23 protein-coding genes are annotated in these 22,455 nt (G+C 60.5%); 8 read left to right on the top strand and 15 right to left on the bottom strand.

What is annotated here, in order from left to right:
• The first annotated feature begins 225 nt into the window (after positions 1-225).
• Both EYD00_RS01920 and EYD00_RS01915 read left to right on the top strand, forming a co-directional pair.
• Positions 226-978, top strand: a complete 753-nt coding sequence (locus tag EYD00_RS01920; protein WP_004440308.1) for a TlyA family RNA methyltransferase — start codon at positions 226-228, stop codon at positions 976-978.
• Complete coding sequence (locus EYD00_RS01915; RefSeq protein ID WP_004440307.1) at positions 975-2,225, top strand: class I SAM-dependent RNA methyltransferase; 1,251 nt, start codon at positions 975-977, stop codon at positions 2,223-2,225. The genes EYD00_RS01920 and EYD00_RS01915 overlap by 4 nt, the downstream gene beginning before the upstream one ends.
• 125 nt (positions 2,226-2,350) lie before the next feature.
• On the opposite strand, the gene EYD00_RS01910 is transcribed toward EYD00_RS01915, so the two are convergent.
• The 3 genes from EYD00_RS01910 to EYD00_RS01900 form a co-directional block, all read right to left on the bottom strand.
• A complete protein-coding gene (locus tag EYD00_RS01910) occupies positions 2,351-2,668 on the bottom strand; it encodes a hypothetical protein (protein WP_003503086.1) in 318 nt (105 codons plus the stop codon).
• 89 nt (positions 2,669-2,757) lie between these two features.
• Complete coding sequence (locus tag EYD00_RS01905; protein WP_004440305.1) at positions 2,758-3,516, bottom strand: crotonase/enoyl-CoA hydratase family protein; 759 nt, start codon at positions 3,514-3,516, stop codon at positions 2,758-2,760.
• A gap of 10 nt (positions 3,517-3,526) precedes the next feature.
• On the bottom strand, positions 3,527-5,311 hold the full coding sequence (locus EYD00_RS01900; RefSeq protein WP_004440303.1) for an acyl-CoA dehydrogenase family protein: 1,785 nt from the start codon (positions 5,309-5,311) through the stop codon (positions 3,527-3,529).
• A 221-nt stretch (positions 5,312-5,532) separates the two neighbouring features.
• On the opposite strand from EYD00_RS01900, the gene EYD00_RS01895 reads away from it, so the two are divergent.
• Positions 5,533-6,528 carry a transporter gene (locus EYD00_RS01895; protein WP_004440300.1) on the top strand — a complete coding sequence of 332 codons (996 nt, stop codon included), beginning with the start codon at positions 5,533-5,535 and terminating at the stop codon, positions 6,526-6,528.
• Positions 6,529-6,589: 61 nt separating this feature from the next.
• On the opposite strand, the gene EYD00_RS01890 is transcribed toward EYD00_RS01895, so the two are convergent.
• The 4 genes from EYD00_RS01890 to EYD00_RS01875 all read right to left on the bottom strand — a co-directional run bounded on the left by EYD00_RS01890 (position 6,590) and on the right by EYD00_RS01875 (position 10,289).
• Positions 6,590-7,105, bottom strand: a complete 516-nt coding sequence (locus EYD00_RS01890) for a BA14K family protein (RefSeq protein ID WP_004440298.1) — start codon at positions 7,103-7,105, stop codon at positions 6,590-6,592.
• Between the two features lie 214 nt (positions 7,106-7,319).
• Positions 7,320-7,784, bottom strand: coding sequence for a BA14K family protein (locus EYD00_RS01885; protein WP_004440296.1), 465 nt, complete (start codon positions 7,782-7,784; stop codon positions 7,320-7,322).
• A 178-nt stretch (positions 7,785-7,962) separates the two neighbouring features.
• Positions 7,963-9,036 carry an FAD-binding oxidoreductase gene (locus EYD00_RS01880; protein ID WP_004440293.1) on the bottom strand — a complete coding sequence of 358 codons (1,074 nt, stop codon included), beginning with the start codon at positions 9,034-9,036 and terminating at the stop codon, positions 7,963-7,965.
• Positions 9,037-9,044: 8 nt separating this feature from the next.
• Complete coding sequence (locus EYD00_RS01875; RefSeq protein ID WP_004440290.1) at positions 9,045-10,289, bottom strand: aromatic ring-hydroxylating oxygenase subunit alpha; 1,245 nt, start codon at positions 10,287-10,289, stop codon at positions 9,045-9,047.
• 330 nt (positions 10,290-10,619) lie between these two features.
• Here EYD00_RS01875 and EYD00_RS01870 point away from each other — a divergent pair, with 330 nt between their 5' ends.
• The 3 genes from EYD00_RS01870 (at position 10,620) to EYD00_RS01860 (ending at position 13,825) form a co-directional block, all read left to right on the top strand.
• Positions 10,620-11,228, top strand: coding sequence for a DUF6656 family protein (locus EYD00_RS01870; protein ID WP_004440288.1), 609 nt, complete (start codon positions 10,620-10,622; stop codon positions 11,226-11,228).
• A 143-nt stretch (positions 11,229-11,371) separates the two neighbouring features.
• Positions 11,372-12,349 carry an L-threonylcarbamoyladenylate synthase gene (locus EYD00_RS01865; protein WP_004440284.1) on the top strand — a complete coding sequence of 326 codons (978 nt, stop codon included), beginning with the start codon at positions 11,372-11,374 and terminating at the stop codon, positions 12,347-12,349.
• Positions 12,350-12,397: 48 nt separating this feature from the next.
• The gene (locus tag EYD00_RS01860; protein WP_004440282.1) at positions 12,398-13,825 is read left to right on the top strand and encodes an FAD-binding oxidoreductase; all 1,428 of its coding nucleotides are present in this window, start codon (positions 12,398-12,400) and stop codon (positions 13,823-13,825) included.
• Between the two features lie 11 nt (positions 13,826-13,836).
• Here EYD00_RS01860 and EYD00_RS01855 read toward each other — a convergent pair whose 3' ends face one another.
• The gene (locus EYD00_RS01855) at positions 13,837-14,355 is read right to left on the bottom strand and encodes a hypothetical protein (protein WP_004440279.1); all 519 of its coding nucleotides are present in this window, start codon (positions 14,353-14,355) and stop codon (positions 13,837-13,839) included.
• Between the two features lie 284 nt (positions 14,356-14,639).
• Here EYD00_RS01855 and EYD00_RS01850 point away from each other — a divergent pair, with 284 nt between their 5' ends.
• Both EYD00_RS01850 and rnhB read left to right on the top strand, forming a co-directional pair.
• Positions 14,640-15,797, top strand: a complete 1,158-nt coding sequence (locus EYD00_RS01850) for a PA0069 family radical SAM protein (protein ID WP_004440278.1) — start codon at positions 14,640-14,642, stop codon at positions 15,795-15,797.
• A gap of 444 nt (positions 15,798-16,241) precedes the next feature.
• The gene (rnhB, locus tag EYD00_RS01845) at positions 16,242-16,895 is read left to right on the top strand and encodes a ribonuclease HII (protein ID WP_072494030.1); all 654 of its coding nucleotides are present in this window, start codon (positions 16,242-16,244) and stop codon (positions 16,893-16,895) included.
• A gap of 92 nt (positions 16,896-16,987) precedes the next feature.
• On the opposite strand, the gene EYD00_RS01840 is transcribed toward rnhB, so the two are convergent.
• From EYD00_RS01840 to EYD00_RS01810, 7 genes are all read right to left on the bottom strand, one after another.
• Positions 16,988-17,971, bottom strand: a complete 984-nt coding sequence (locus EYD00_RS01840) for a ribose-phosphate diphosphokinase (protein ID WP_004440272.1) — start codon at positions 17,969-17,971, stop codon at positions 16,988-16,990.
• Positions 17,972-18,285: 314 nt separating this feature from the next.
• Complete coding sequence (locus EYD00_RS01835; protein WP_004440269.1) at positions 18,286-18,771, bottom strand: F0F1 ATP synthase subunit B; 486 nt, start codon at positions 18,769-18,771, stop codon at positions 18,286-18,288.
• 1 nt (position 18,772) lies between these two features.
• Positions 18,773-19,414 (bottom strand): F0F1 ATP synthase subunit B, encoded by a 642-nt coding sequence (locus EYD00_RS01830; protein WP_004440268.1) that lies wholly within the window; start codon positions 19,412-19,414, stop codon positions 18,773-18,775.
• Positions 19,415-19,494: 80 nt separating this feature from the next.
• Positions 19,495-19,722, bottom strand: a complete 228-nt coding sequence (locus tag EYD00_RS01825; RefSeq protein WP_003494147.1) for a F0F1 ATP synthase subunit C — start codon at positions 19,720-19,722, stop codon at positions 19,495-19,497.
• A 72-nt stretch (positions 19,723-19,794) separates the two neighbouring features.
• Complete coding sequence (locus tag EYD00_RS01820) at positions 19,795-20,544, bottom strand: F0F1 ATP synthase subunit A (RefSeq protein WP_004440258.1); 750 nt, start codon at positions 20,542-20,544, stop codon at positions 19,795-19,797.
• A 61-nt stretch (positions 20,545-20,605) separates the two neighbouring features.
• Positions 20,606-20,971: an AtpZ/AtpI family protein gene (locus EYD00_RS01815; RefSeq protein WP_004440257.1), complete on the bottom strand. Its 366-nt coding sequence runs from the start codon at positions 20,969-20,971 to the stop codon at positions 20,606-20,608.
• Between the two features lie 270 nt (positions 20,972-21,241).
• Positions 21,242-22,405 carry a cell wall hydrolase gene (locus tag EYD00_RS01810; RefSeq protein WP_034495953.1) on the bottom strand — a complete coding sequence of 388 codons (1,164 nt, stop codon included), beginning with the start codon at positions 22,403-22,405 and terminating at the stop codon, positions 21,242-21,244.
• Positions 22,406-22,455 lie beyond the last annotated feature (50 nt).

Genomic DNA, 22,455 nt, shown 5'->3' with positions numbered 1-22,455 from the left:
CAACGGCCGCAATTTCAGAAATGGGAGAAGATGCCATCATGGCGGGTTCCGACCGGCCGCACGGGCCTTGGCACACCCTGCAATACAAGCCTTTATATTGGATTAATCTGATATGCTGATTTTGCGGCGCAAAAGCCTCATAAGGCCGTGGCTCAGGCGCTGTCGGCTCCGCATCGCGATAAATCGCTTGCATCGGCGGAGTTTGGCAGTCATTGACACGGGATCATGTCCAAAACACCTGAAAATGAACGGCTTGACCAGCTTCTCGTGTCGCTCGGCCACTTCGCCAGTCGCTCGCGTGCGCGCGACGCGATTGCGCGCGGCACCGTGAGCGTCAACGGCAAGACCGTCACCAAACCGAGCCAGACCGTCGCCGGCAATGCCGAGATCGCCATCAGCGATCCAGCGCAGGCCTATGTTTCCCGCGCAGCTCTGAAACTCGTGGCCGCACTCGATCATTTCGGGCTCGATCCTTCCGGCCATCACTGTCTTGACGTCGGCGCTTCCACAGGCGGTTTTACCGAGGTGCTGCTGGAACGGGGCGCCAGCCACGTCATCGCCATCGATGTCGGCCACGGGCAGATGCATGCAAGGATCGCGAACGATCCGCGTGTCACCAATCTGGAGGGGCTGAATGCCCGCTTCCTGACGGCGGACGATATCGATGACCAGCCCATCGGCTTCATTGTCTCGGACGTGTCCTTCATTTCGCTGAAGCTCGCGCTCGCCCCGGCGCTTGATCTTGCTGAGCCGGGTGCTCGTGCTGTCCTGTTGGTGAAACCGCAATTCGAGGCAGGGCGTGACGCCATCAGCAAGGCCGGGCTTCTGAAGGAACCCGAAACCGCGCCCGCAGTGGCGGCGGAACTGGAGCGCTGGCTGACGGAGGAGATGGGCTGGAAAAGTCTCGGCCTCATTCCCTCGCCGATTTCCGGCGGTGACGGCAATGTCGAATTTCTTCTCGGAGGCCAAAAGCCATGAGCACACAAACCGTCACCATCAAGAGCCTCGGCGCCCAGGGCGATGGCATTGCGCACTGTCCCGACGGCCCGGTCTATGTGCCCTTCGCGTTGCCCGGCGAGACGGTCGCCATCGCCAAGGTGAAGGATCACGGCACCGTGATGTCGATTACGGAAGCCTCACCCGAGCGCCGTACACCCGCCTGCCGCCATTTCGGCCCGGAGGGCAAGAATGGCACCTGCGGCGGCTGTTCGCTGCAACATCTCGCCGACGAGCCTTACCATGCATACAAGCGGGAACTGGTGGTCTCGGCACTGAAATCGAAGGGCTTGACGCCCGATGTGGATAATCTCGTCATCTGTCACCCTGGCGAGCGCCGCCGTGCGGTGTTCGCCGCCCGCAAGACGGAAAAGGGCCTGCTGCTCGGCTTCAGCCAGGCGAACAGCCACCACATCGTCGCCATTGAGGAATGTCCCGTCACCTCGCCCGGCATCGTCTCGCGACTGGATGCCATCCGCGCCATCGGACTTTCAATGGTGGCGAATGCGGAACCCTTCCGGATGACGGTGCTGGAGACCCTTTCCGGCCTCGATATTTCCGTCGACGGCATCAAGTCGGTCAGCGACAAGCAGCGCCGCACGCTCACGGAAACGGTTCTTGCCATGCGCGGCATTGCGCGTGTTTCACTGTCGGGTGAGATACTGATCGAACCCCAGAAGCCGATCATCGAGTTTGGCGGGGTGGCGGTATCGCCGCCGGCCGGCAGCTTCACGCAGGCGACGAAGCAGGCGGAGGACGCCATGGCGGAGCTCGTGCTTGCCCATGTCGGCAAGTCCAAACGCATTGCCGATCTCTTCTGCGGCTCCGGCACATTTGCGCTGCGGCTTGCGCGCGTTGGCAAGGTGCATGCGGTGGAGGCGGAAGACAAGCCGCTGAAGGCGCTGGATTTCGCCGCCCGCAACACGCAGGGCCTGAAGCCGGTCAGCGTCGAGAAGCGCGATCTCTTCCGCCGCCCCCTGATGACAAGCGAGCTAAAGAATTACGACGCCGTCGTCTTCGATCCGCCACGCGCGGGCGCGGAATTCCAGTGCAAGGAACTGGCACGCAGCACGGTAAAGAAGATCGTGGCCGTGAGCTGCAACCCGCTGACACTGGCGCGCGATCTCGCCATCCTGACCGAGGGCGGCTATCGCATCACCCGCGTCACGCCGGTTGACCAGTTCCTGTGGTCGCCGCATGTGGAAGCGGTGGCGACGCTGGAGAAATAAGCAATCCGGGCGGAGAGCCGCTCAGCGACGCTGAGGCAACGCAACGATTCATATGCCCGCAATCCCAACAGCCCTCATTCCTGTGCTTGTCACAGGAATGAGAGTGAAGATGAAGCCTGGGAGTCTTACCAGGCCGTATCGACCGTGCCGTTGCCCACCACGCCCGAGCAGCGGCAGGCACCGCCGACACGGCCGCGCTCCAGCGGGCAGATATAGGGCCGACGGCGGTTGGCGCTGTCCGGGGGGGTGATGACGCAGACGAAACGCGCGCGGCGCTGGCGGTCGCGGTTATTGCCGGAATAGAAGTTCGGACTATCGTCGTCCGTGGACTGCGCCAGAATGACATCGTTGGTGGAAGCAGCTGGAGCGCGTGTTATCGCCGCCGCTTCAGCAATCGTCGCGGCGGATAGGAAGACAGTCAGGGCGAAAACGAAGTGACGCATGTGGGTGGCCTTCGGACAATGACGGTGCGTTATCTAACCCAAGCCATATTGCCCGGTTGCTTAACCGCAAGGAATTCCTGCCCGCACACTTAACGACGCATGAATGCCTCGAAGGCGGCGCGCGCTTCGGCACTTTGCAGCTGCGCGATGAAATGACGACCTTCCTCTTCAATGCGTGTGAGAATATCGGCCGGGTTGCCGCGGACCAGATCGCGAGCGATCTTCAGCGCCTGCTGCGGTTTGGCGGCGAGGCGGGTGGCAAGCGCCAGCGTCTCGGTTTCGACATGTTCCGGGGCAACGACTTTCCAGATCAGCCCGGCCTGCAATGCCTGCTCGGCGGAAAAACCCTCACCCATCGCGAGCAGCGCAAAGGCGCGCTGGTGGCCGATGAGCCTTGGCACGAGCAGGCTGGAGGCCGCTTCCGGCACCAATGCGAGATCCACGAAGGGCGTCTTGAACAGGCTGCGGCTGGAAGCGACCGTCAGGTCGCAATGCAGGTTCAGCGTGGTGCCGATGCCGATGGCGAGCCCATCGACACCGGATACCAGCGGTTTTTCGAAGGCGACCAGCGCTTTCAGAAGTTCGAGGGCGGCGAGCTTGCCCTTTCCACCTGACATGGCGAAGGCGAGAAAATCAGCCATGTCGTTGCCGGCGGAAAAGCAGCCTTCCGTGCCGAGAAAGGCAACGACGCGGATGTCCGGATCCGTATTGGCGGCGTGCAACGCCTCGGCCATGCGCAGATACATGGCGTCGGTGATGGCGTTTTTCTTTTCCGGTCGGTTGAAGCGGATGGTCAGAACGTCAGGCGCATGGCCGACACGCGCGACAAGAATATGGTCGTCCGACATCTGAAGCTCCTCAAGCCAAAACAGTACGGGCGGCGGCAAGGCTTGCCGCGCCTGACACAATGCGGTCCTTCAGCGCCGCCGTTTCCGCCAGCAGGTTTTCCGCCGCGAAACGGCAAAGCGCGGCACGATGCCCGCCCCTGCCATCATCGACGGAGACCAATGCGCCCTTGGCGAGATAAGCGCCCGTCAAGGCCAGACCGAAGAGACGCTGATAGGGCGTGGCGCCCGCAAGTGCCATCTCGGTTTCGCCCGCCTTGATGCGGGAGAGCAGCCAGTCGGTTGCCGTTTCCAGATCGGTGAGGCTGGCATCGAGATAACGGGCGGTCTCTCCGAGATCGTCACGGTTCGATGCAGCCGTGCGGGCGGCGATCTCACGCAGTTCGGCGATGAAACCGCGGACCTGCGCGCCCTCGGAGAGCGGCAACTTGCGCAGGACCAGATCGATGGCCTGAATGCCGTTGGTGCCCTCGTAGATCGGCGCGATGCGGGCATCACGCAGATAACGCGCCGCGCCGGTTTCCTCGATGAAGCCCATGCCGCCATGCACCTGAATGCCCATGGATGCGACATCGACACCGGCATCGGTGGAAAAGGACTTGGCGATCGGTGTCAGAAGGGCAGCGCGCTCCTGCCAGTGAGCGCGCTGCCGGGCGTCCTCAGTCGCATGCGCCATGTCGATGGCGTGCGCGCAGCTGAAGGAAATCGCCCGTGATCCTTGCGTCAGCGCCTTCATTGTCAGAAGGGTTCTCACGATATCAGGATGTTCGATGATCGGGCTCATGCCAGGACCCTGCCAGCCGGGCGCCTTGCCCTGCGTGCGTTCCCTCGCGTATTCGATCGCCTTCTGGGTCGCCGCCTCACAGATCGCCACGCCCTGCATGCCAACGGCAAGGCGGGCGTTGTTCATCATGGTGAACATGCAGGCGAGGCCCTTGTTCTCCTCGCCGACCAGCCAGCCGAGCGCACCCTTTTCGTCACCAAATTTGCCGTCACCGAAGATCATGGTGCAGGTGGGCGAACCGTGAATACCGAGCTTGTGTTCGAGAGAGTGGCAGAAAAGATCGTTGCGGCTGCCCGGCGCGCCGTTTTCATCGGGCAGGAATTTTGGCACGAGGAACAGCGAAATGCCACGCGTTCCCGCCGGCGCATCCGGAAGACGGGCGAGAACGAGGTGGATGATATTATCAGCCGCGTCGTGTTCACCCCAGGTGATGAAAATCTTCTGGCCGAAGATGCGGTAGGTGCCGTCACCATTGCGCTCCGCCCGGGTCTTCAGGACACCAAGATCGGAACCCGCATGCGGCTCGGTCAGGTTCATCGTGCCGGTCCATTCGCCGGAGACGAGTTTCGGCAGGTAGCTTCGCTTGAGATCGTTGCTGCCGTGGGCAACGATGGCTTCCACCGCGCCCATTGTCAGCGTCGGTGCCAGCGCGAAGGCCATGGAGCCGGAATTCCACATTTCGAGCGCTGCAACATTCAGCATATGCGGCAGGTTCTGGCCGCCGAATTCTTCCGGGGCAGTCAGGCTGTTCCAGCCCGCCGCCGCCCAGCGACGGTAAAGATCGGCCCAGCCATCGGGCGTCGTCACCTTGCCATCGGCAAGTTTTGCGCCCTGACGGTCCCCGATTTCGGCGAGCGGCGCGACCTCTCCGGTGGCGAAACGTCCGGCTTCCTCCAGAATGGCATCGACGAGATCTTCACTCAGATCTCCCAGCACACCCCTGGAAAGCGCGTCTCCGAGACCCGCTACATGTTTGAGTGTAAAGGCGATATCATCCACCGGCGCGCTATACATGCTGCCTCCTCCCGAAGCTCTTGTATCCTGCTACTGCCTTCGGGCTAAATGATTTTTACGTAAACGTCAATTTGAAAATTCCCGGTATTTCGACGGGCTTGTTATAAAACTGTCATATGAATTTGCTCAGCATGTTGACGGTGCCCTGACGCGCTCCTTTCGCCTCCTCCCGGTGCGACGGGCACCCCTCTCCTCCCATCCCGCCGGTCAGGACTGCCACGATGGACCTCATAACGCCCACCATTCCCGGCCTCGTTTGGGCCTATCAATTTCAACCCGGGAAGGCCCCATGCCGCAGGCTGGCGCCCGATGCCGGCTTTGACGAGATGGCGGGACGCGACGGGTTCTTCTGGCTGCATCTCAATCTCGCCGATCAGCGCGTGGCGGGTTTTCTGGAGACGGTTGAGGGTCTCGATCCGGCAGCACGGGCAAGCCTCACCACCCACGAAACGCATCCATCCATTGTTGTCGACGAAAAATCGCTCTACGGCACCCTGGTCGATTTCCAACGGGAATTCGACAAGGAAACGCGCGATTTCGGCTGGCTGCATTTTGCGGTGAGCGACCGTTTTATAATCACCACCCGCCTTCAGCCGCTGCATTCGGTAGACCGGCTAAAGGCGGCGGTCGACAAGAACTCCAACCGCTATCTCACACCGTCCCACGTCTTCGAAGGCCTTGTCGCCGAATTCCAGCGCTCGTTGATCAATCTGGTGATGGAGACGACGGAAGAACTGAACGCCATCGAGGATCTGGTCTATGACAGCGAGACCCGCGACGAAAGGCGACGCCTCGCACCGCTGCGCCGCACGGTGGTGCGCCTGCACCGGCATTTGCGCACCGTCCTCACCCTGATGCGGCGGGCTTCGGCCGCGGATGACGACGAGATGCCTGACGGTTTCGAGGATGTCGCCTCACGGCTGATGGGGCGCCTCGAGGCTGTCGATCATGACGTCTATGCCCTGCAGGAGCGCGCAAGGCTGCTTCACGAAGAAATCGATTCAAAACTCTCGTCTGAAACCAACCGGCATCTCTATATCCTGTCGCTGATGACGGCGTTCCTGCTGCCACCGTCGCTGGTAACCGGCTTTTTTGGCATGAACACGGATGAGCTGCCGTTTACGGTCGGGACCGGTGGCACCATGGCGGCCAGCATCTTCATCGTCATCTCGGTCGTGCTCGCCTGGTTCGTGTTGAAACGCGCGCGTATCCTCTGACAGCAAAAAGCCGTCCGGTCGAAACCGGACGGCTCTGTCAATCTCGGTCTTGGCCAACCTATCAGCCGTAGGGCGAATAGCAGGTCTGACGCGGACCGTTATACGGCTGGAACGTGTTGCTATAGGCGTCGTAGGAGCGATAGCGGCCATAGCACCAGTTCACATGCGCCTGGCTCATGCCGCCACGGCGGACCGGACGATACTCACGATAGACCGGGCGCGGGCGATATTCCGGCACCGGACGGTAGACTTCGCGCGGCTGCGAAAGAGCGCCGCCGATGATTGCGCCCGTTGCAAATGCTGCGAGCGGGAACCAGTAACCGTCATGGTGGCGGTAACCCGGACGATAATCGCGGTAACCGCGGTGACCGCGATACCAGCCGCGACGATCGCCCCAGCCGTCACGGTCACGCCAATATTGCACGTTCACGATATTCTTGCTGGCATCGTTGCCCGAGGTCTCAACGCTCTTCGGCGCTACAGGCAGGGGCATGGCGGCTTCGGCCGGAACAATCGCTCCTGCAACCACGATTGCAGAAAGACCGACAGCCAGGATATTCTTCACATAGCTTTTCATCTGACTTCCTCCATTCACGACGGTCGACAGGCCGTAAGACGTGAATTTCTGTTGTTCTATTCCGCCTTTGTCCGGGCGGTGTCGTATACTTCTACAGCCTAGGGACGTGTGGCTGAACCTACGATTAACGGTCCGATCACGCTTCGTTTATCAAAACCACGGCGTTTCAGGGCCAGACAAAAGCCCGGTAGAAACCGGGCTTCTGCTTGTGCAATTAGCGGCTGTAAGGCGATACGCAAATGCGACGCGGACCGCTGTTGGGCTGGTAGGTGTTGTCGTAGGCACGATACGAGCGCCAGCGATTCTGACACCAGGATACATGGCTACCGCCATAGGCCGGACGGGGTTGCTGAATCGCGCCGCCGATGATGGCGCCGGTGGCGAAAGCGGCAAGCGGGAACCAGTAGCCGTTATGATAACGGTAACCCGGACGGCGGTCGCGGTAACCACGGTGGCCATTATAATAGCCGTCACGCGGCGGGCGCGGGCGATACATGCGGTCGCCGTGACGGCGATCATGTCGACGGTCCCATTCGCGATATTGCACCTGCACGACATTGTCGGTGGAAACCGCCGGCTTCTGGATCGGCACAGGAACCTGGAACGCCTGCGACGGCGTAAAGCTGGTCAGGAACACGACGAGGGCCGTGGCGACACTCGTTGTCCGGAAATTTATCATGATCTTCCTCCGTTTGCTTCAGCGCGTTGACCCACGCTTTTCACCCACTCACTCTTTTCGGAGATTAGGGTCAGCCCCGCTTCATGCCCGAGAAGAATTGGATGACGTGCAAACGAATTTACGGAAATTTGGTTCCAGACAATGGTAATGGAAGGAAAGCCTCAAACGCCTGCCGGCATCATGCCTCCACCTTGACATCGGTCAAAGGCCGCGAGCAGCAGGCGAGAATATAGCCCTCCTCGATTTCCTCATCGAGAATGCCACCATTGTGGTTCATCTCCACCTCGCCGGAAAGTTTCAAGACCCGGCAAGTCCCGCAGATGCCGGATTCGCAGGCTGCGCCGATCCGCACACCGGCTGCACGCGCCGTCATCAGAACGGTCTGCCCGGGCTGGCAGGGCATTTCTTTCCCGGAAAGGGTAAAACCCACCATCGACAACGCTTCGCCATCATCGGTGAGAACACTCTCGCCGACGGCGACGGGAGCAGCAGGCGAGAAGCTTTCCTGATGGTAACGGCCCATGTCGAAGCCGGAGGCTTCAAGCATGGAGCGGACGGCGGCCATGAACGGCTCCGGCCCGCAGCAGAAGACGGTACGCTCCATGAAGTCATGGGCGAGCAGCGCGATCTTGGCCTTGTCGACCATGCCCTTCAGGCCGGACCACAGATCGGTGCGTCCACATTTCTCGACAATGAAGCCGAGCGACAGGTTCGGCATGAAGCGGGCGAGATATTCCAGCTCGTGACGGAAGACAATATCGCCGGGTGTACGCGAGCAATTGATGAAGGCAATGTCGCTTTGCGGGGCGCGGTCGCTCATGTCGCGCACCATCGACATCATCGGCGTGACGCCGGAGCCCGCGGAGATGAAGAGATACTTGTCCCCGGGATGCTTGACGTAGGAAAAATCGCCGAGCGGACCAAGCGCCCGGATCTTCATGCCGGGCTTCAGATTGTCGAACATCCAGCGCGTGCCGATACTGTTGGCCTGCGCCTTGACCGTGACCGACAGTGAATAGGGCCGCGACGGGCTGGATGACAATGTGTAGGTGCGGTAAAGCGGCTCCTTGCCCACCGGCAGTTCCAGCGTGACGAACTGGCCCGGCAGATAACGGAACCAGTTCTGATCCTCGGAGCGGAACAGGAACGTCATCACATCCTGTGTTTCGGGGGTTACCGAAATACATTCCAGCAGCTGGAGCTTGTCGCTCCACGGCTTCATCTCGTCAATATGCTTATATGTCACGACCATGTTCATCTTCACGCTACAGCCGAAAGCCGGGCCTTGTCGCCGGACAGCCGGTCGATCATGAAATCGGCGTACCAGTTGACGAACTGCATCACGCCGCCCTCGTCCTCCATGGAGTAAGGGCCGGGCTCATAAGCGGGCGAGCGGATGCCGAAGGCATTTTCCTCGACGATGCGGCGGTCCTGATCGTTGGTTTCGTTCCAGACATGGGTGAGATCCTCAAGATCGTAATCCACGCCCTCCACCGCATCCTTGTGCACCAGCCATTTGGTGGTAACCATCGTCTCGTTGGCGCTGAGCGGCAGCACGCGGAAGGAGATGGTGTGGTCGCCGAGGAAGTGGTTCCAGGTCGTCGGGTAATGGAACAGGAGCAGCGCGCCAATATGGCTGATGCTGACATCGTCCGACAGCGGCCGGCGCACGGCGCGTTTTCCCGACATTGTGTAGCTTTCCGCTTCGCCGATCAGCGGCATGCGCGCCACGCGGAACTGGCCCTTCGGGTCAATCTTGAAACGGCTGGGCAGGCCGGCTGCTTCGCAGCGTGCCCAGTGGCCGCCGATCTCGGGGTCGCTTGCCCCGCCATCCGTTCCCGTCACGCTCGGGTTTTCGGGATAGGTACGGCAGAGTTCCGGATGGTTGGCGGCGCAATGGTAGCACTCGCGGTTGTTTTCCCAGACGAGCTTCCAGTTACCCTTTTCGATGATGGTGCTCTCATGCGCGACCTTGGCTTCCCATATGCGGTGCGGCGCCATGTAGCTCTCCACTTCGGCGCGCATGGGCTCAAAATCCGCCGGCTGATCGGCGAGGCAGATGAAGACGTAGCCAGCGACGGTTTCGCAGGCGACAGGCTTCAGGCCGAAATCGCCCTTGTCGAACTCCTCGCCCATGTGGCGGGCAAAAAGCAGCTTGCCGTCAAGATCGTAGGTCCACTGGTGATAGGGACAGACCAGACGCGCCGACTGGCCCTTCTGCGTGGTGCAGACGCGGGAGCCGCGATGGCGGCAGGAATTGTGGAACGCGCGGATTTGCCCGTCGCGGCCACGAACGATGACAACCGAATAGGCGCCGATCTGCACGGTGAAATAGCTGCCGGACTTCTGTACCTCACAATCATGGCCGACAAACAGCCAGTCGCGATACCAGATGGTTTCCATATCCAGCTTGAAGTAATCCGGGTCCGTGTAGAAGGGCTGTTCCAGGCTAAAACCTTCGCGGCGGTTTTTCAGCTGGCGCAATACGGTATCACGCAATTCCATGGCCAAATCCTCGATCAAACCGCCCTGCCCGACACCAATTGCGGGGGCTGCGGAAGCATGTCCTCATCTAATCATCGGCGGTCATTTGCGGCAGCACAGACAGCGACATCGGCTTCCGCATTGGCGACAAATTGCGACATGTCCAAACGGCGTCTTCAGGCCATTCCACTGCAAAATCCGGCAACTATTTACCGCCTGCAACGACGTCGCAATATGACGCATGATGGCGCAGCCACTGCCCACCCATCAAAAAACAGGGGCTGCAGCGCAACGGAGTATTAACGCACCCTAAATTATCTTACCGGATCGACAGCAACGAGGGTGTTCCCGGTGGAGAAGGCGACACGCATACGCTATTTCGATGCGAGCAGGCATTCGGTCACACCGATACGCTCGAAGACCGCGCATTCCGATTTTTTGCGGACAGGGCGCATCAGCCGTTACGAAGAGCGGTGGCTGCCGAAAGAACGCGTCTACTACAGCCATGACGAAGTGGCTGCGCTGACCGGGCGAAAGCTGGAAGCTGCCGCCGATGCCACCCACAGCCGCCTGAACGGCTTTCACCAGTCCATCCGTTTTCCGAAAATGGTTTTTCACCATCTGCTGAATGACCGGCCGCATCTGGGTTATTGCCACGTCACGGCGGCGACGACCAGCTTCGATGCAGAGCGTCATGTGCTATGGTCCTTCTATTTCGCGAATTTCTTCGCGGAACTGAGCGGGGCCGAAAACTTCTTCGAAAATATCGATGCGCGTTATTCGCGGATGTATTTCGCTGTCGCCATCAACGCCCTTCCCGATCAGGAAATCGCCGTCGATACATCCGTCCATCGCGGCGGCCTGCTGTTCCAGACCCACGATCCGCGCGTGGCGCTGAAAAACGTCCTCATGCTCGGCGCGCGCTCGGAGGAGATGCGCAGGATCATCAAGGCGATATAGCAGCGACAAAGCCCCCAGGGACTTCATCTTTCTTTCTTAGGCATGTCGTTGTCCCGAAACCGACGACCAGTTTCGGACAATGTGCATTAGCGCTTTCCATTCTGCCCGGAAATACGCTATTGACCGCCCTGAAAGGCAGCATCATGGCGCGTCATATCCATATTGAAAACGAGCGGGAAACCGCCCTTCAAGCAGCCGTCACGGAGCTTGCCGCCGGCCAGCCGATCGCCCTGCCGACGGAAACCGTTTACGGCCTTGCCGCCGATGCCACCAACCCTGCAGCCATTGCCCGTATCTACGAGACCAAAGGCCGGCCGCAATTCAACCCGTTGATCTGCCACATGGCAGATATCGCCATGGCGGAACGTTACGCCATTTTCGATCCCATGTCGCTTGATCTTGCACAGGCCTTCTGGCCCGGCCCGCTGACACTGGTGCTGCCGCTGAAGCCGGCAAGCGATATTCATGCGCTGGCGACGGCCGGGCTCGATACGGTCGGCATTCGCGTACCGCAAGGTTTTGCCGGCGATCTTATCCGCCGGTTCGGCAAACCGCTCGCAGCCCCCAGCGCCAATAGTTCCGGCAAGATCAGCCCGACAAGCGCCGCCCATGTGGAGGCCGATCTCGGTCAGAAAATCAACCTCATTCTCGACGGCGGGGCGGCTTCGGTCGGCGTCGAATCCACCATCGTCAAGGTGGAGGAAGATGGAAGGGTGCGTCTGCTTCGTCCTGGCGGCGTCGTCACGGCCGAAATAGAGCGTGTTGCGGGCAAGCGGCTTGAACGTTCTGAAAAAGCGTCGGCGGCCATCGAGGCGCCAGGCATGCTCGCTTCGCATTATGCCCCCGGCGCCGCCGTGCGCCTCAACGCCACATCGGTTTCGCCTGGCGAAGCGTTGATCCGGTTCGAAGGTATCCCGGTTGCGGGTGAAGAGACCGCCCGCGCCGTTTTCGATCTCAGCCCCTCCGGCGATCTTTCCGAGGCCGCCGCCAACCTGTTCGATTACCTCAAGGCCGCCGATGCAAGCGGCGCAGACAGCATCGCCATCACCAGCATTCCCACTCACGGTCTTGGAGAGGCGATCAATGACCGCCTTTCCCGCGCCGCCGCACCGCGGAGCTGAGGCCCGCCGACCATTCGCCCACCGTTTCAAATGACAGAGAGACGCCCGATGACAACCGTCCCCTCCTCCGACATCCTCGACCGATTTGCCGCCATTGTCGGAGACAGGAATGCGGTGCGCGATGCGACAGAGATGGCGCCGCGGCTGGTGGAAAATCGCGGGCTTTATCGTGGCGCTTCGCCGTTGCTCCTCAAACCCGGATCGGTCGAGGAAGTATCGGCCATCCTGCAGTTCGCCAGCGAGACGGGTACCCCAATCGTGCCGCAGACGGGCAATACGGGCCTTGTCGGCGGGCAAACGCCGCGCGCCGGGGGAACTGACATCATTCTTTCGCTGGAGCGCATGAACCGCATTCGCGACATCGATCCCGTCGCCAATGTCATCGTTGCCGATGCCGGCTGCATTCTCGATGACATCCATAAAGCCGCCGATTCGGTTGAACGCATGTTTCCGCTGTCCCTCGGCTCTCAGGGGTCCTGCCGTATCGGCGGCAATCTCGCCACCAATGCCGGCGGTACCGCAGTGCTTGCTTATGGCAATATGCGCCAGCTCTGCCTCGGGCTCGAAGTGGTGTTGCCGACAGGCGAGATCTGGAACGGGCTGCGCCGGCTGAAAAAGGACAATACCGGTTACGATCTGCGTGATCTCTTCATCGGCTCCGAAGGTACGCTCGGCATCATCACCGGCGCGGTGCTGAAGCTCTTCCCGAAGCCACTCGGCCATCAGGTGGCCTTCGCCGGGCTGACCTCAACCGAAGATGCGCTGAAGCTGTTCGAGATGGCGTCAAACCTCTGCGGCACGGCGCTGACCGGCTTCGAGCTTATGCCACGGATTGGCGTGGAGTTTACCGCCAGACATATTCCCGGCGTGCGCGATCCCCTGGAACAGCCCCATGACTGGTACGCACTCATCGACATCTCCACCTCCGATTCGGCCGAGACGGCGGATACGATGATGCAATTGCTGCTGGAGCGTGGTTTTGAGGCCGGGCTGGTCGAGGATGCCGTGATCGCCGCCTCCGAAGCCCAGCGTCAGGCACTGTGGCACATGCGTGAGAGCATGTCGGATGCGCAGAAGCCGGAGGGCGGCTCCATCAAGCACGATGTCTCCGTCCCGGTTTCCAGAATACCGGAGTTCATGGCGACGGCGGAAAAGGCGGTTCTTGCTGCTATCCCGGGCGCCCGTGTCTGCGCCTTCGGCCATCTGGGCGACGGCAACATCCACTACAATATTTCCCAGCCGGTGGGGGCGGACAAGGCGCAATTCCTCGCCCGCTGGCGGGACATGAACGAAATCGTGCACGGCATCGTGCTGTCGCTGGGCGGTTCGATTTCCGCCGAACACGGCATTGGCCAGTTAAAGCGCGACGAACTGGCCGCCATCCGGCCCGGCATCGAAATGGAGCTGATGCGGCGCATCAAGCACGCATTCGATCCCGCCGGAATCATGAACCCCGGCAAGGTGCTCGCGGAATAACCCTTCCCGCCTCAGGCCGAAGCCCGCAATGCCCAGGCGGGCACCATTTCCGCATTCAGCCGGCGCGGCTTCTGCGCGCCGACAAATTGCGTCAGGCTCATGCCCGATTTCGCAATCGACATCGCGTGCTTCTTCGGCAGGAGATAACCATGCTCCAGCGGCGGGGTGCGGCGCAGGACACGGCTGAAAACATTCCGCCGGTGATAACGTGATGGGGAAAAGCGCGCTGGCTGTTCGCAGATCGCGACATATTCCAGGATTTCATCGATCCAGCCTGCCTGCGGGCGTGCGCCCGGCTCGATCAGCAGCAACCAGCCGCCACGCGCGGACTTGACGATATCCTCCAGTTCCCATTGCCCATAAAAACGGCAGCCGGCCGCATCGGCCACACGCGACGATCCATCGCGCGAACCGTGATCCAGAATCACAACATCGCTTACAAGCCCTTCCACGGCACCGGTGACAAGCGCAGACAGCGTATGCGCCAGTTCCGGCTCCTGATCCCGGCATTCCATTATGACTGTCAACATGTGCATAGCTCTAACGCATCGCACAATAAATTGCCACCATGCTCGTCGCGGTAAAATCCGCGGGGGTTGATGTCGCTCTCCGCGATCTCAGGTGCCGGCGTGCCCGTCCTGGCGCTGGCCCCGGCAGTACAAAAGCAGCCAAATTTACAATTTTGTTCTTGTATTGTTCTCATTCGTGATGTAGGAATTTAATCATTCGAGGGGCGATGAGGCCTCTCCGGATGGAAACGGTTTAGGGCGTTCAGCGTGCCTCGAAAGGCGTGCGACGTCTTGGGAGCATCCAGATGAGAAATCATTCGCTTTCGGGGCAGGCTGCCTTCCAGCCGAGCCATATGCCTGACATTGCCAATGCGCTGGCCGATGCATCCGGCCTGCGCATCGAGATTGACCGTCGCCGCGGCCGTGGTGCGGGGCTCAATCCAGATGGACGTTTCGAAGCCTTGCAGCGTGAGGTCTTCGACGATGGCTGGCAGACGCTGGAAGAGATGCCGGAATTCCGCACCGAGGTGCAGGTGGAAAAGCCACGCAGCATCATCACCCGCAATGAATCGTCCGATATCCCCTTCGATCGTTCCATCAATCCATACAGGGGCTGCGAACATGGCTGCATTTACTGTTTTGCCAGACCCACTCACAGCTACATGGGCCTTTCGGCCGGACTTGATTTCGAGGCCAAGCTGTTTGCCAAGCCTGATGCGGCCAAACTTCTGGAACGGGAACTGGCGAAACCCGGCTACAAGGCGCGGGTAATCGCCATCGGCACCAATACCGACCCTTACCAGCCGATTGAGCGCGAATGGCGCATCATGCGGCAGATACTGGAAGTGCTGGCCAAGGCTGATCATCCCGTCGCCATCGTCACCAAATCGGCGCTGATCAAGCGGGATATTGATATTCTCGCGCCAATGGCAAAAAAGGGGCTCGTCAAGGTCGGCATTTCCGTCACGTCGCTGGATCGCAAGCTTTCGCGCACGATGGAGCCGCGCGCCGCCACGCCGGAGAAGCGGCTGGAGGCCGTCAAGGCGCTGACGGATGCCGGAATTCCGGTGGCGGTGATGATGGCACCCGTCATCCCGGCGCTTAACGATCATGAAATCGAGCGCATTCTTGAGGCCGGCAAGGCTGCTGGCGCGACCGAGGCTTCCTATGTGCTTTTGCGGCTGCCGCTGGAGGTAAGCCCGCTGTTCCGCGACTGGCTGCTGCGCAACTATCCGGACCGTTACCGTCATGTCATGTCGCTGGTGCGCTCCATGCGCGACGGCAAGGATTATGACGCGGAGTTCGGCAAGCGCATGAAGGGTGATGGCCCTTATGCCTGGCAGATCGGCAGGCGATTCGAGATGGCGACCAAAAGACTTGGTCTCATCCGCCGCGGCATCAACCTGCGTGACGACCTGTTCGTGCCTCCGGGCGGTGCCGGGGTGCAATTGTCTCTGCTTTGAGAGCCGCATGGTGAAAGTGACTGAAGGTAACGAATGCCCGTGATGAACCAGACGCTACCCTCGGGCTCGACCCTGGAACGTGAACCGAGCGCGACAGGATCTCGGGTCAAGCCCGAGAGGACATCGAGCACGGGGGGATGACGCGCCGACAATACGAGGTGCTGTGAGCTTTTAATAAACGGAATTCAAAATGACAGGAGCAATCGTCTCATCGTGTTGCTCTCGACGAAATGCCCGGCTGGTTTTCCCTGGCCCGCCGGACATCGCCCCTGGAACCGCCGCCTCGCGTGCGATCGTTTTTCCTCCGCCGCCCTGCTGGAGGATAAAAGGTCATGACGACCTTGGGCACGGTGAGCCACGCCCCTTGACCCCGGCTCATCGTGCCTGTCATCGCCCGCTTCCGGGGGCTTGCAGGAGATCGGGTGTGTGTGCCAGTTTCGCCGCATGAAACGCACGGCCACACCCGATTCTCCTGCCCTTTTTGATCTTGCCGATACTGGCCCGGATTTCTCGTTCGAGCTGGAAGCGCGAAAGAAGGGCCTCTGGCCGGTCGCCGGCACGGACGAGGCAGGGCGTGGCCCGCTCGCCGGCCCTGTGGTTGCGGCCGCCGTCATTCTCGATCCGGACAATATTCCTGACGGAATGGATGATTCCAAGAAACTGACGAAGCAAAAGCGCGAGAGCCTGTTCGTCCAGATCATGGAAACCTCGATCGTATCGGTCGCCTCCTCCGGCCCGGGCCTGATCGACACGATGAATATCCTGCGCGCCAGCCTGGACGCCATGCGCCGCGCAGTCCTCGGACTCGAAATTTCCCCCGCCCTCGTACTGGCCGACGGCCGCGACAGGCCGCCAGGCATCACCTGCGAAGCCAAGGCCGTCATCAAGGGCGATTCCCGCTCCCTCTCCATCGCCGCCGCCTCAATCGTCGCCAAGGTGACCCGCGACCGGATGATGGAACGTGCGGGTGTGGTGCATTCATCCTATGGCTTTGAAGGCCACGCAGGCTACGGCACACCGGCCCACCTGCGCGCCATCGAAAGCCACGGGCCCTGCGCGCTGCACAGGATGAGCTTTCGGCCACTGAAGCGGGATTGATGACAAATGGTGAAGTTCTAGCCGCAGCGCGGACTTGACGGCGGCGCCACCTGAGGACATCTCTAGTCCGGCAGTCCAAAGAAATGCTCACTTCATTTGCTTTGAGACGCGGTGATCACTTGGGCCGGAGCAATGTCCTCGGCCAGAAGCGCGCTAACGGAATCCCCCGAATTAATCCGGCGCATTGCTTCGGCGAGAGCCGGTGCGACAGACAACACGGTAAGCTTGGGAAGGCGCTTTTCGGCAGCGATGGGCACCGTGTTGGTGCACACGATCTCAAGCACGTCCGGTTCCGCGGCAAGCCGGGCAACTGCAGAGCCAGCGAGAATTCCGTGCGTGGTGGCGATCCGGATGGTGCGTGCGCCGTGGGCCCGCAGATGTTGGAGCAGCTCAAGAATGGAGCCACCGCTGGCGATCTCGTCATCGAGCACAATGACGTCGCGATTTCGGATATCGCCGATCAGCGCCGAGATGCGCACTTGGGTATCGCTCACCCGTTCTTTGGCGCCGGCCGCGACAGGCACATTCAGCCGCTTTGCAAAGGCGGCCGCGTTCTTGGCATTGCCAAGGTCGGGGGAAACGACGACGGCCCGGCTGAGATCATAACGGAAGAAATAATTGGCGAGCTCGCCCAAGGCGTGGAGCTGATCAACAGGCACGCTGAAAAAGCCGTGGACCTGGGGGGAATGCAGCGTCATGGTGAGCACGCGGCTGGCACCTGCCGTAACTAGGAGATCTGCGACCAGCCGACCGCCGATGGAGATCCTCGGCGCATCTTTCTTGTCGGAGCGAGCATAGGAAAAGTGCGGAATGACTGCGGTGATGCGTGAGGCCGACGCACCACGCGCCGCATCGAGCATCAAGAGCAGCTCGATCAGGTTTTCCTGCACAGGCGCACTGAGCGGTTGGACGATAAAGACATCTTGCTCCCGGCAGTTTGCCTGCAGCTGGACCTCAAGGCAATCGTTGGAGAAGCGCTTAGTGCGCACCGGATGCAACGGCACGCCGAGGTGGGAACAAATTTCCTTCGCAAGTTCGGGATGCGCACTACCGCTGAAGATGGCTATCTGGTTCAACGAGAACTCTCCCCTTAACTGTCCGGCTTATGATAGTTGCCTCTGTCATAGTCAACCCTTTGCGGGCAGTGTTTGCTAAGGGCCTTCCGATGCTTTCGGTGCGTCCAAACCATGCCAAGTATTGGAGCAAAGCGATGAGCAATCTGCATCAAAAACATTGCAGCCAGTTACCGCCACCCTAAGAGAAATGCCTGTTAGCGAATGCCGCATTTTCGTAGTGCAGGCGGCACCCAATCCTAGCCAGCTTTATCACCTCAAACAAAAAACCCCTCGCGGCGGGGCCGGAGGGGTTTTGAACAATACCGAGATAAATCTCAGTTCAGTTTCGACTTCACTTCGCCGATCGTGGCGGTGAAAAGCTTGGCCTTTGCGGCGGCCGTCGTCTTTTCGGCCAGCAGCTTCTCGGAAGCGGCAATGGCGATGTCGACGGCGGCGGCGCGGACGGCGCCGATGGCGTCTTCTTCGGCCTGCTTGATCTTCTGTTCCGAAAGGGCCGTGCGGCGGGCGACGAATTCTTCCGTCTTCTGCTTGGCCTCTTCCGTCAATGCGGCGGCTTCGCGTTCAGCGGCGGCAACGATGCCGGCGGCTTCGGCTTCGGCTTCCTTGCGCTTGCGCTGATATTCGGCCAGCAGGTGCTGGGCCTCTTCACGCAGGCGCTTGGCTTCGGCCAGTTCGTCCTGAATGTTCTGCGCGCGCTCGTCCAGAGACTTGGAGAGCATGCCCGGAACCTTGAGGTAAGCGATCAGGACGAAGAAGAGAACGAGACCGACGAGAGCGAAAAATGATGCATCAAATGCCATATCAGGCTCCCTTCACGTTCGAAGCGGCGGCAATCGCTGCCTTCACGTCCGTGTCCTTGACCTTTGCGCCAACCAGCTGGTCGACGATTGCGGTCGCGGTTTCCTCGGCGATGGCGCCGACATCGGCGAAAGCCTGATCCTTGATGCCGGCAATGCGCTTTTCGGCAGCGGCAAGCTTTTCGGCGAGACCGGCTTCAATAGCGGCGCGATCGGCATCGGCCTTCGCCTTGGCGGCGTCACGGGCCGCGGCGCCGATCGAGCTTGCCTTGGCGCGGGCTGCCGCGAGTTCTTTTTCATAGGTTTCGACGGCAGCGTCAGCTTCAGCTTTCAGCCGTGCCGCTTCGTCGAGATCCTGTGCGATGCGTCCATGACGGTTTTCCAGAATGCCGCCGACGCGCGGAACGATGACCTTCTGCATGAGCAGGTAGAAAAGGCCAAACGTAATCGCCAGCCACAGGACCTGCGATGCATAAGTAGACTGGTCGAACGGCGGGAAAACGCCGGAAGAACCGTGCTCGGCGCCATGCGCTACACCGGTTTCCGTGTGCGTGGCTTCCGGTTGCGGCTGGCCAACGGCCGGAGTTTCCGTATGCGTTTCACCTACGGTCGGTGCTGACTGGGCATAAGCCTCGGTCACGAACATGCTCACCTCCAGGGGGACTGCAAATGCGAAGGATCACGGCACGCTATGTTGCGGGCCGTGATCCAGACCTGATGCCGATATTAGACAGCGAACAGGAGAAGGAGAGCAACGAGCAGCGAGAAGATGCCCAGAGCTTCCGTAACGGCGAAGCCGAATACCAGACGGCCGAACTGGCTGTCGGCAGCAGAGGGGTTGCGCAGTGCGCCGGACAGGTAATCACCGAAGATACGGCCGAGTGCGAGGGACGTACCAGCCATGCCGAGGCATGCGAGACCTGCGCCGATGTACTTTGCTGCTTCCGCTTCCATGTGAGACTCCTTGAGATATTGGTTGTTGCGGCTGTTTTTGACGCCCGTTGCCGGGGCCAGCGACTTTACTTCTCAGTGACCACCATGCACGGCGTCGTTCAGGTACATGCAAGTCAGTACCGCGAAGACGTAAGCCTGCAGGAAGGCAACGAGAAATTCGAGAGCGGTCATTGCGACCGTCATGATGAGAGGCAGGACTGCACCGCCGACGCCGAGCGCGCCAAGTGCGCTCATGGAGGCGACGAAGCCTGCGAAAACCTTGAGCGTGATGTGGCCGGCCAGCATGTTCGCGAAAAGACGAACGGAAAGGCTGATCGGGCGCGACAGGAAGGAGATCATTTCAATCGACGCCACAAGCGGCAGAAGTGCCTTGGGCACGCCGGAGGGGGCGAAAATGCCGAAGAAATGCAGACCGTGCTTATAAAAACCGTAAACCACGACCGTGCCGATGACGAGGCAGGCGAGCGCGAAGGTGACAATGATCTGGCTGGTGACCGTGAAGAAATACGGGAACATGCCGAGCAGGTTTGCCGTCAGCACGAACATGAACAGCGAGAAAACGAAGGGGAAGAACACCATGCCCTTCTTGCCGGCGCCTTCGCGCAGCATGGAGGCGATGAACTCATAGGACATTTCGGCAACGGACTGCATGCGGGTGGGGATCAGACCGCGGTTCGACGTTGCGAAATAAAGGAAACCCGAAGCAGCAGCCACGGTCGCGACCATGAAGAGCGACGCATTGGTGAAGGAAAAATCGACGCCGCCAATTTCGATCGGAATGATCGGCTGCACCAAGAACTGATGGGTCGGATCGTTTGCCACCGGCTGCCCTCTTTACCTGTCGCCGCCTGTCGCGGCATCTCAACTGTAAGGAAAAACAGCCTCAAAGGCCGCGTTTTCCACCCTCGTCTCGTCTGTCCGCCTTCTCAAGCAGCGGCGGCTTGGCCACCGCGCCCGTCGAACGCAACACATTCAATACGCCTGCGCAGAAACCGAGAAGAAGAAGAACGATCATCCCCCACGGCGTCGTGCCGGCAAAATAGTCCAGAAGATAACCCAGCATAGCGCCGACCACGATGGCCGAAATGAACTCCGATGAGAGCTTAACCGCCATCGCAAAGCCTTTCCGGCTCTCCGCAGCGTTGGTCTCCGCCCTCACTTCCGCCTCATCCTCCGCCTTCACCTTTGCCAACTTGTCAGCAAGGCGTTTGCGGCGCTCGTCCAGACTATCGTCACGGTTGCCAGTCATCTTAAAATCCCACCCATTTTCTCCGTTCCAGCCATGCCAGAACCCTTTGGAGTTGTAAACGGTGACGGATTAAGCCTGTTCCAGCCCGCTCTGAAGTCGCGCGCAACATAGTTTTAGGGGCTTCTCTAGTCAAGGCACTGCGAGCGGTTGTTTAGGCACAAATTAATCATTCAAAAACAATGGCTTGACTAGAAATCACTGTTTGGGGGCGATGTTTCGCCGGGGAATCGGCATTTTTGACACGCAAAATGCGACAAATTGGCGGTGGTATCAGCTCCAGCCGCCACCATAGGTACGGTAAAAGACGTGGAGGCCGATTCTGCCGACCTTCTTCATCGACTTGCCCCAGGCGGGACGCACGTAAACGGCGTGATAGTGGGTGGCAGAGCCAACTTCCTTCAGCCAGATCTTGCCGGCCGTAGTCGCCATGGCCACTTCGCGCGCCATCTTCCAGTGGCGTTCGGAATTCACCCGATCCTTGATATTATCGCAGGCGAAGGAGAACTGGCAGCGATTGCGCCAGTCCTTGTTCTGGTAGACAACGCCGCAGATGGTTTTCGGATAGGCCGGATTGCGCACGCGGTTTAGGATGACCTGCGCCACCGCCGCCTGACCTTTAACGGACTCACCGCGCGCCTCGAAATAGATGCCCGATGCAAGGCACTGCTGTTCGGCCGGAGAAAACACGGCTGCCGGCAGCGGCGTTGCGGCCCAGGCGTGGTCATCTGGGTTGATCTGCGGCACGAAGCGGCCGGCCTCGGGCTTCTTCAGGATGGCGTCGAAGGGAGACTCCCGGGCAAAATCCGGTTCGGCGGGCGCATAGGCCGTCGCCAGGATGTCCGGCGTGCGGTTGGTGACGAGTTCCGCCAGCATCGGCGAGACGCTCTTATCCGCCTTCTTTTCCTCGCGGCGGAAATAGAAAGAGGCGAGTTCGACATCCTTGCCGCGCTTCGGCTTGACGAAGGCGGTGCGATCCTTGCGCTTCAGCGGCTCGATATCCAGCATCGAGGTGCGCTGCAGCACCGAACCGGCGGTGAAGGCCTTCGGCGGCTGCATGATTTCGGTGGCGACGATGCGGCCCTTCTTGGCGGCGCGGTTCACCCGCTCGCTGTCCGGCGTCGTTGCTTCGCCCTTCTTGTTGGTGACGAACGCGACCTTGCTGCCGTTGGGCAGGGTCATGCCGCCGCCATGCAGCGCCTCGCCCCCTTCCGGATCGTTGAATGTCAGGGAGGCGTTATGCGTCGAGCCCGCCGGGGAGGCAGTCAGCACCATGCGCCATTGTTCGCCGCCCTTGTCGAGGCCCGCCAGAAGCGAGGCGAGATCGGCACGCGCAGCGAGGGAGGGAAAGACAAGCCAGGCGGCCAGGCCGAAGACGACGGGTGACGTCCACTTGGACGCCCATCCCTGAAAGGACACGGGGGACCGACGACGCATTACTCTTTTCGAACGCAAAACCAGCACTCCGAACACCGACAACCGAATTT

The organism is Agrobacterium sp. 33MFTa1.1, assembly GCF_004328495.1.
Classification (GTDB): Bacteria; Pseudomonadota; Alphaproteobacteria; order Rhizobiales; family Rhizobiaceae; genus Agrobacterium; species Agrobacterium pusense.
The sequence above is the reverse complement of the archived record's forward strand: the minus strand, read 5'-3'. Positions and strand labels throughout refer to the sequence as shown.

What these genes read in the sequence shown, in the direction of transcription:
- EYD00_RS01885 (WP_004440296.1), bottom strand. Translation starts at nt 7,784, where the DNA reads ATGATAAATTTCCGGACAACGAGTGTCGCCACGGCCCTCGTCGTGTTC.
- EYD00_RS01875 (WP_004440290.1), bottom strand. Translation starts at nt 10,289, where the DNA reads ATGGAATTGCGTGATACCGTATTGCGCCAGCTGAAAAACCGCCGCGAA.
- EYD00_RS01880 (WP_004440293.1), bottom strand. Translation starts at nt 9,036, where the DNA reads ATGGTCGTGACATATAAGCATATTGACGAGATGAAGCCGTGGAGCGAC.
- EYD00_RS01835 (WP_004440269.1), bottom strand. Translation starts at nt 18,771, where the DNA reads ATGGCATTTGATGCATCATTTTTCGCTCTCGTCGGTCTCGTTCTCTTC.
- EYD00_RS01830 (WP_004440268.1), bottom strand. Translation starts at nt 19,414, where the DNA reads ATGTTCGTGACCGAGGCTTATGCCCAGTCAGCACCGACCGTAGGTGAA.
- EYD00_RS01900 (WP_004440303.1), bottom strand. Translation starts at nt 5,311, where the DNA reads ATGTATAGCGCGCCGGTGGATGATATCGCCTTTACACTCAAACATGTA.
- EYD00_RS01905 (WP_004440305.1), bottom strand. Translation starts at nt 3,516, where the DNA reads ATGTCGGACGACCATATTCTTGTCGCGCGTGTCGGCCATGCGCCTGAC.
- EYD00_RS01920 (WP_004440308.1), top strand. Translation starts at nt 226, where the DNA reads ATGTCCAAAACACCTGAAAATGAACGGCTTGACCAGCTTCTCGTGTCG.
- EYD00_RS01860 (WP_004440282.1), top strand. Translation starts at nt 12,398, where the DNA reads ATGACAACCGTCCCCTCCTCCGACATCCTCGACCGATTTGCCGCCATT.
- EYD00_RS01915 (WP_004440307.1), top strand. Translation starts at nt 975, where the DNA reads ATGAGCACACAAACCGTCACCATCAAGAGCCTCGGCGCCCAGGGCGAT.
- rnhB (WP_072494030.1), top strand. Translation starts at nt 16,242, where the DNA reads ATGAAACGCACGGCCACACCCGATTCTCCTGCCCTTTTTGATCTTGCC.
- EYD00_RS01890 (WP_004440298.1), bottom strand. Translation starts at nt 7,105, where the DNA reads ATGAAAAGCTATGTGAAGAATATCCTGGCTGTCGGTCTTTCTGCAATC.
- EYD00_RS01895 (WP_004440300.1), top strand. Translation starts at nt 5,533, where the DNA reads ATGGACCTCATAACGCCCACCATTCCCGGCCTCGTTTGGGCCTATCAA.
- EYD00_RS01815 (WP_004440257.1), bottom strand. Translation starts at nt 20,971, where the DNA reads ATGACTGGCAACCGTGACGATAGTCTGGACGAGCGCCGCAAACGCCTT.
- EYD00_RS01825 (WP_003494147.1), bottom strand. Translation starts at nt 19,722, where the DNA reads ATGGAAGCGGAAGCAGCAAAGTACATCGGCGCAGGTCTCGCATGCCTC.
- EYD00_RS01850 (WP_004440278.1), top strand. Translation starts at nt 14,640, where the DNA reads ATGAGAAATCATTCGCTTTCGGGGCAGGCTGCCTTCCAGCCGAGCCAT.
- EYD00_RS01865 (WP_004440284.1), top strand. Translation starts at nt 11,372, where the DNA reads ATGGCGCGTCATATCCATATTGAAAACGAGCGGGAAACCGCCCTTCAA.
- EYD00_RS01910 (WP_003503086.1), bottom strand. Translation starts at nt 2,668, where the DNA reads ATGCGTCACTTCGTTTTCGCCCTGACTGTCTTCCTATCCGCCGCGACG.
- EYD00_RS01810 (WP_034495953.1), bottom strand. Translation starts at nt 22,405, where the DNA reads ATGCGTCGTCGGTCCCCCGTGTCCTTTCAGGGATGGGCGTCCAAGTGG.
- EYD00_RS01855 (WP_004440279.1), bottom strand. Translation starts at nt 14,355, where the DNA reads ATGTTGACAGTCATAATGGAATGCCGGGATCAGGAGCCGGAACTGGCG.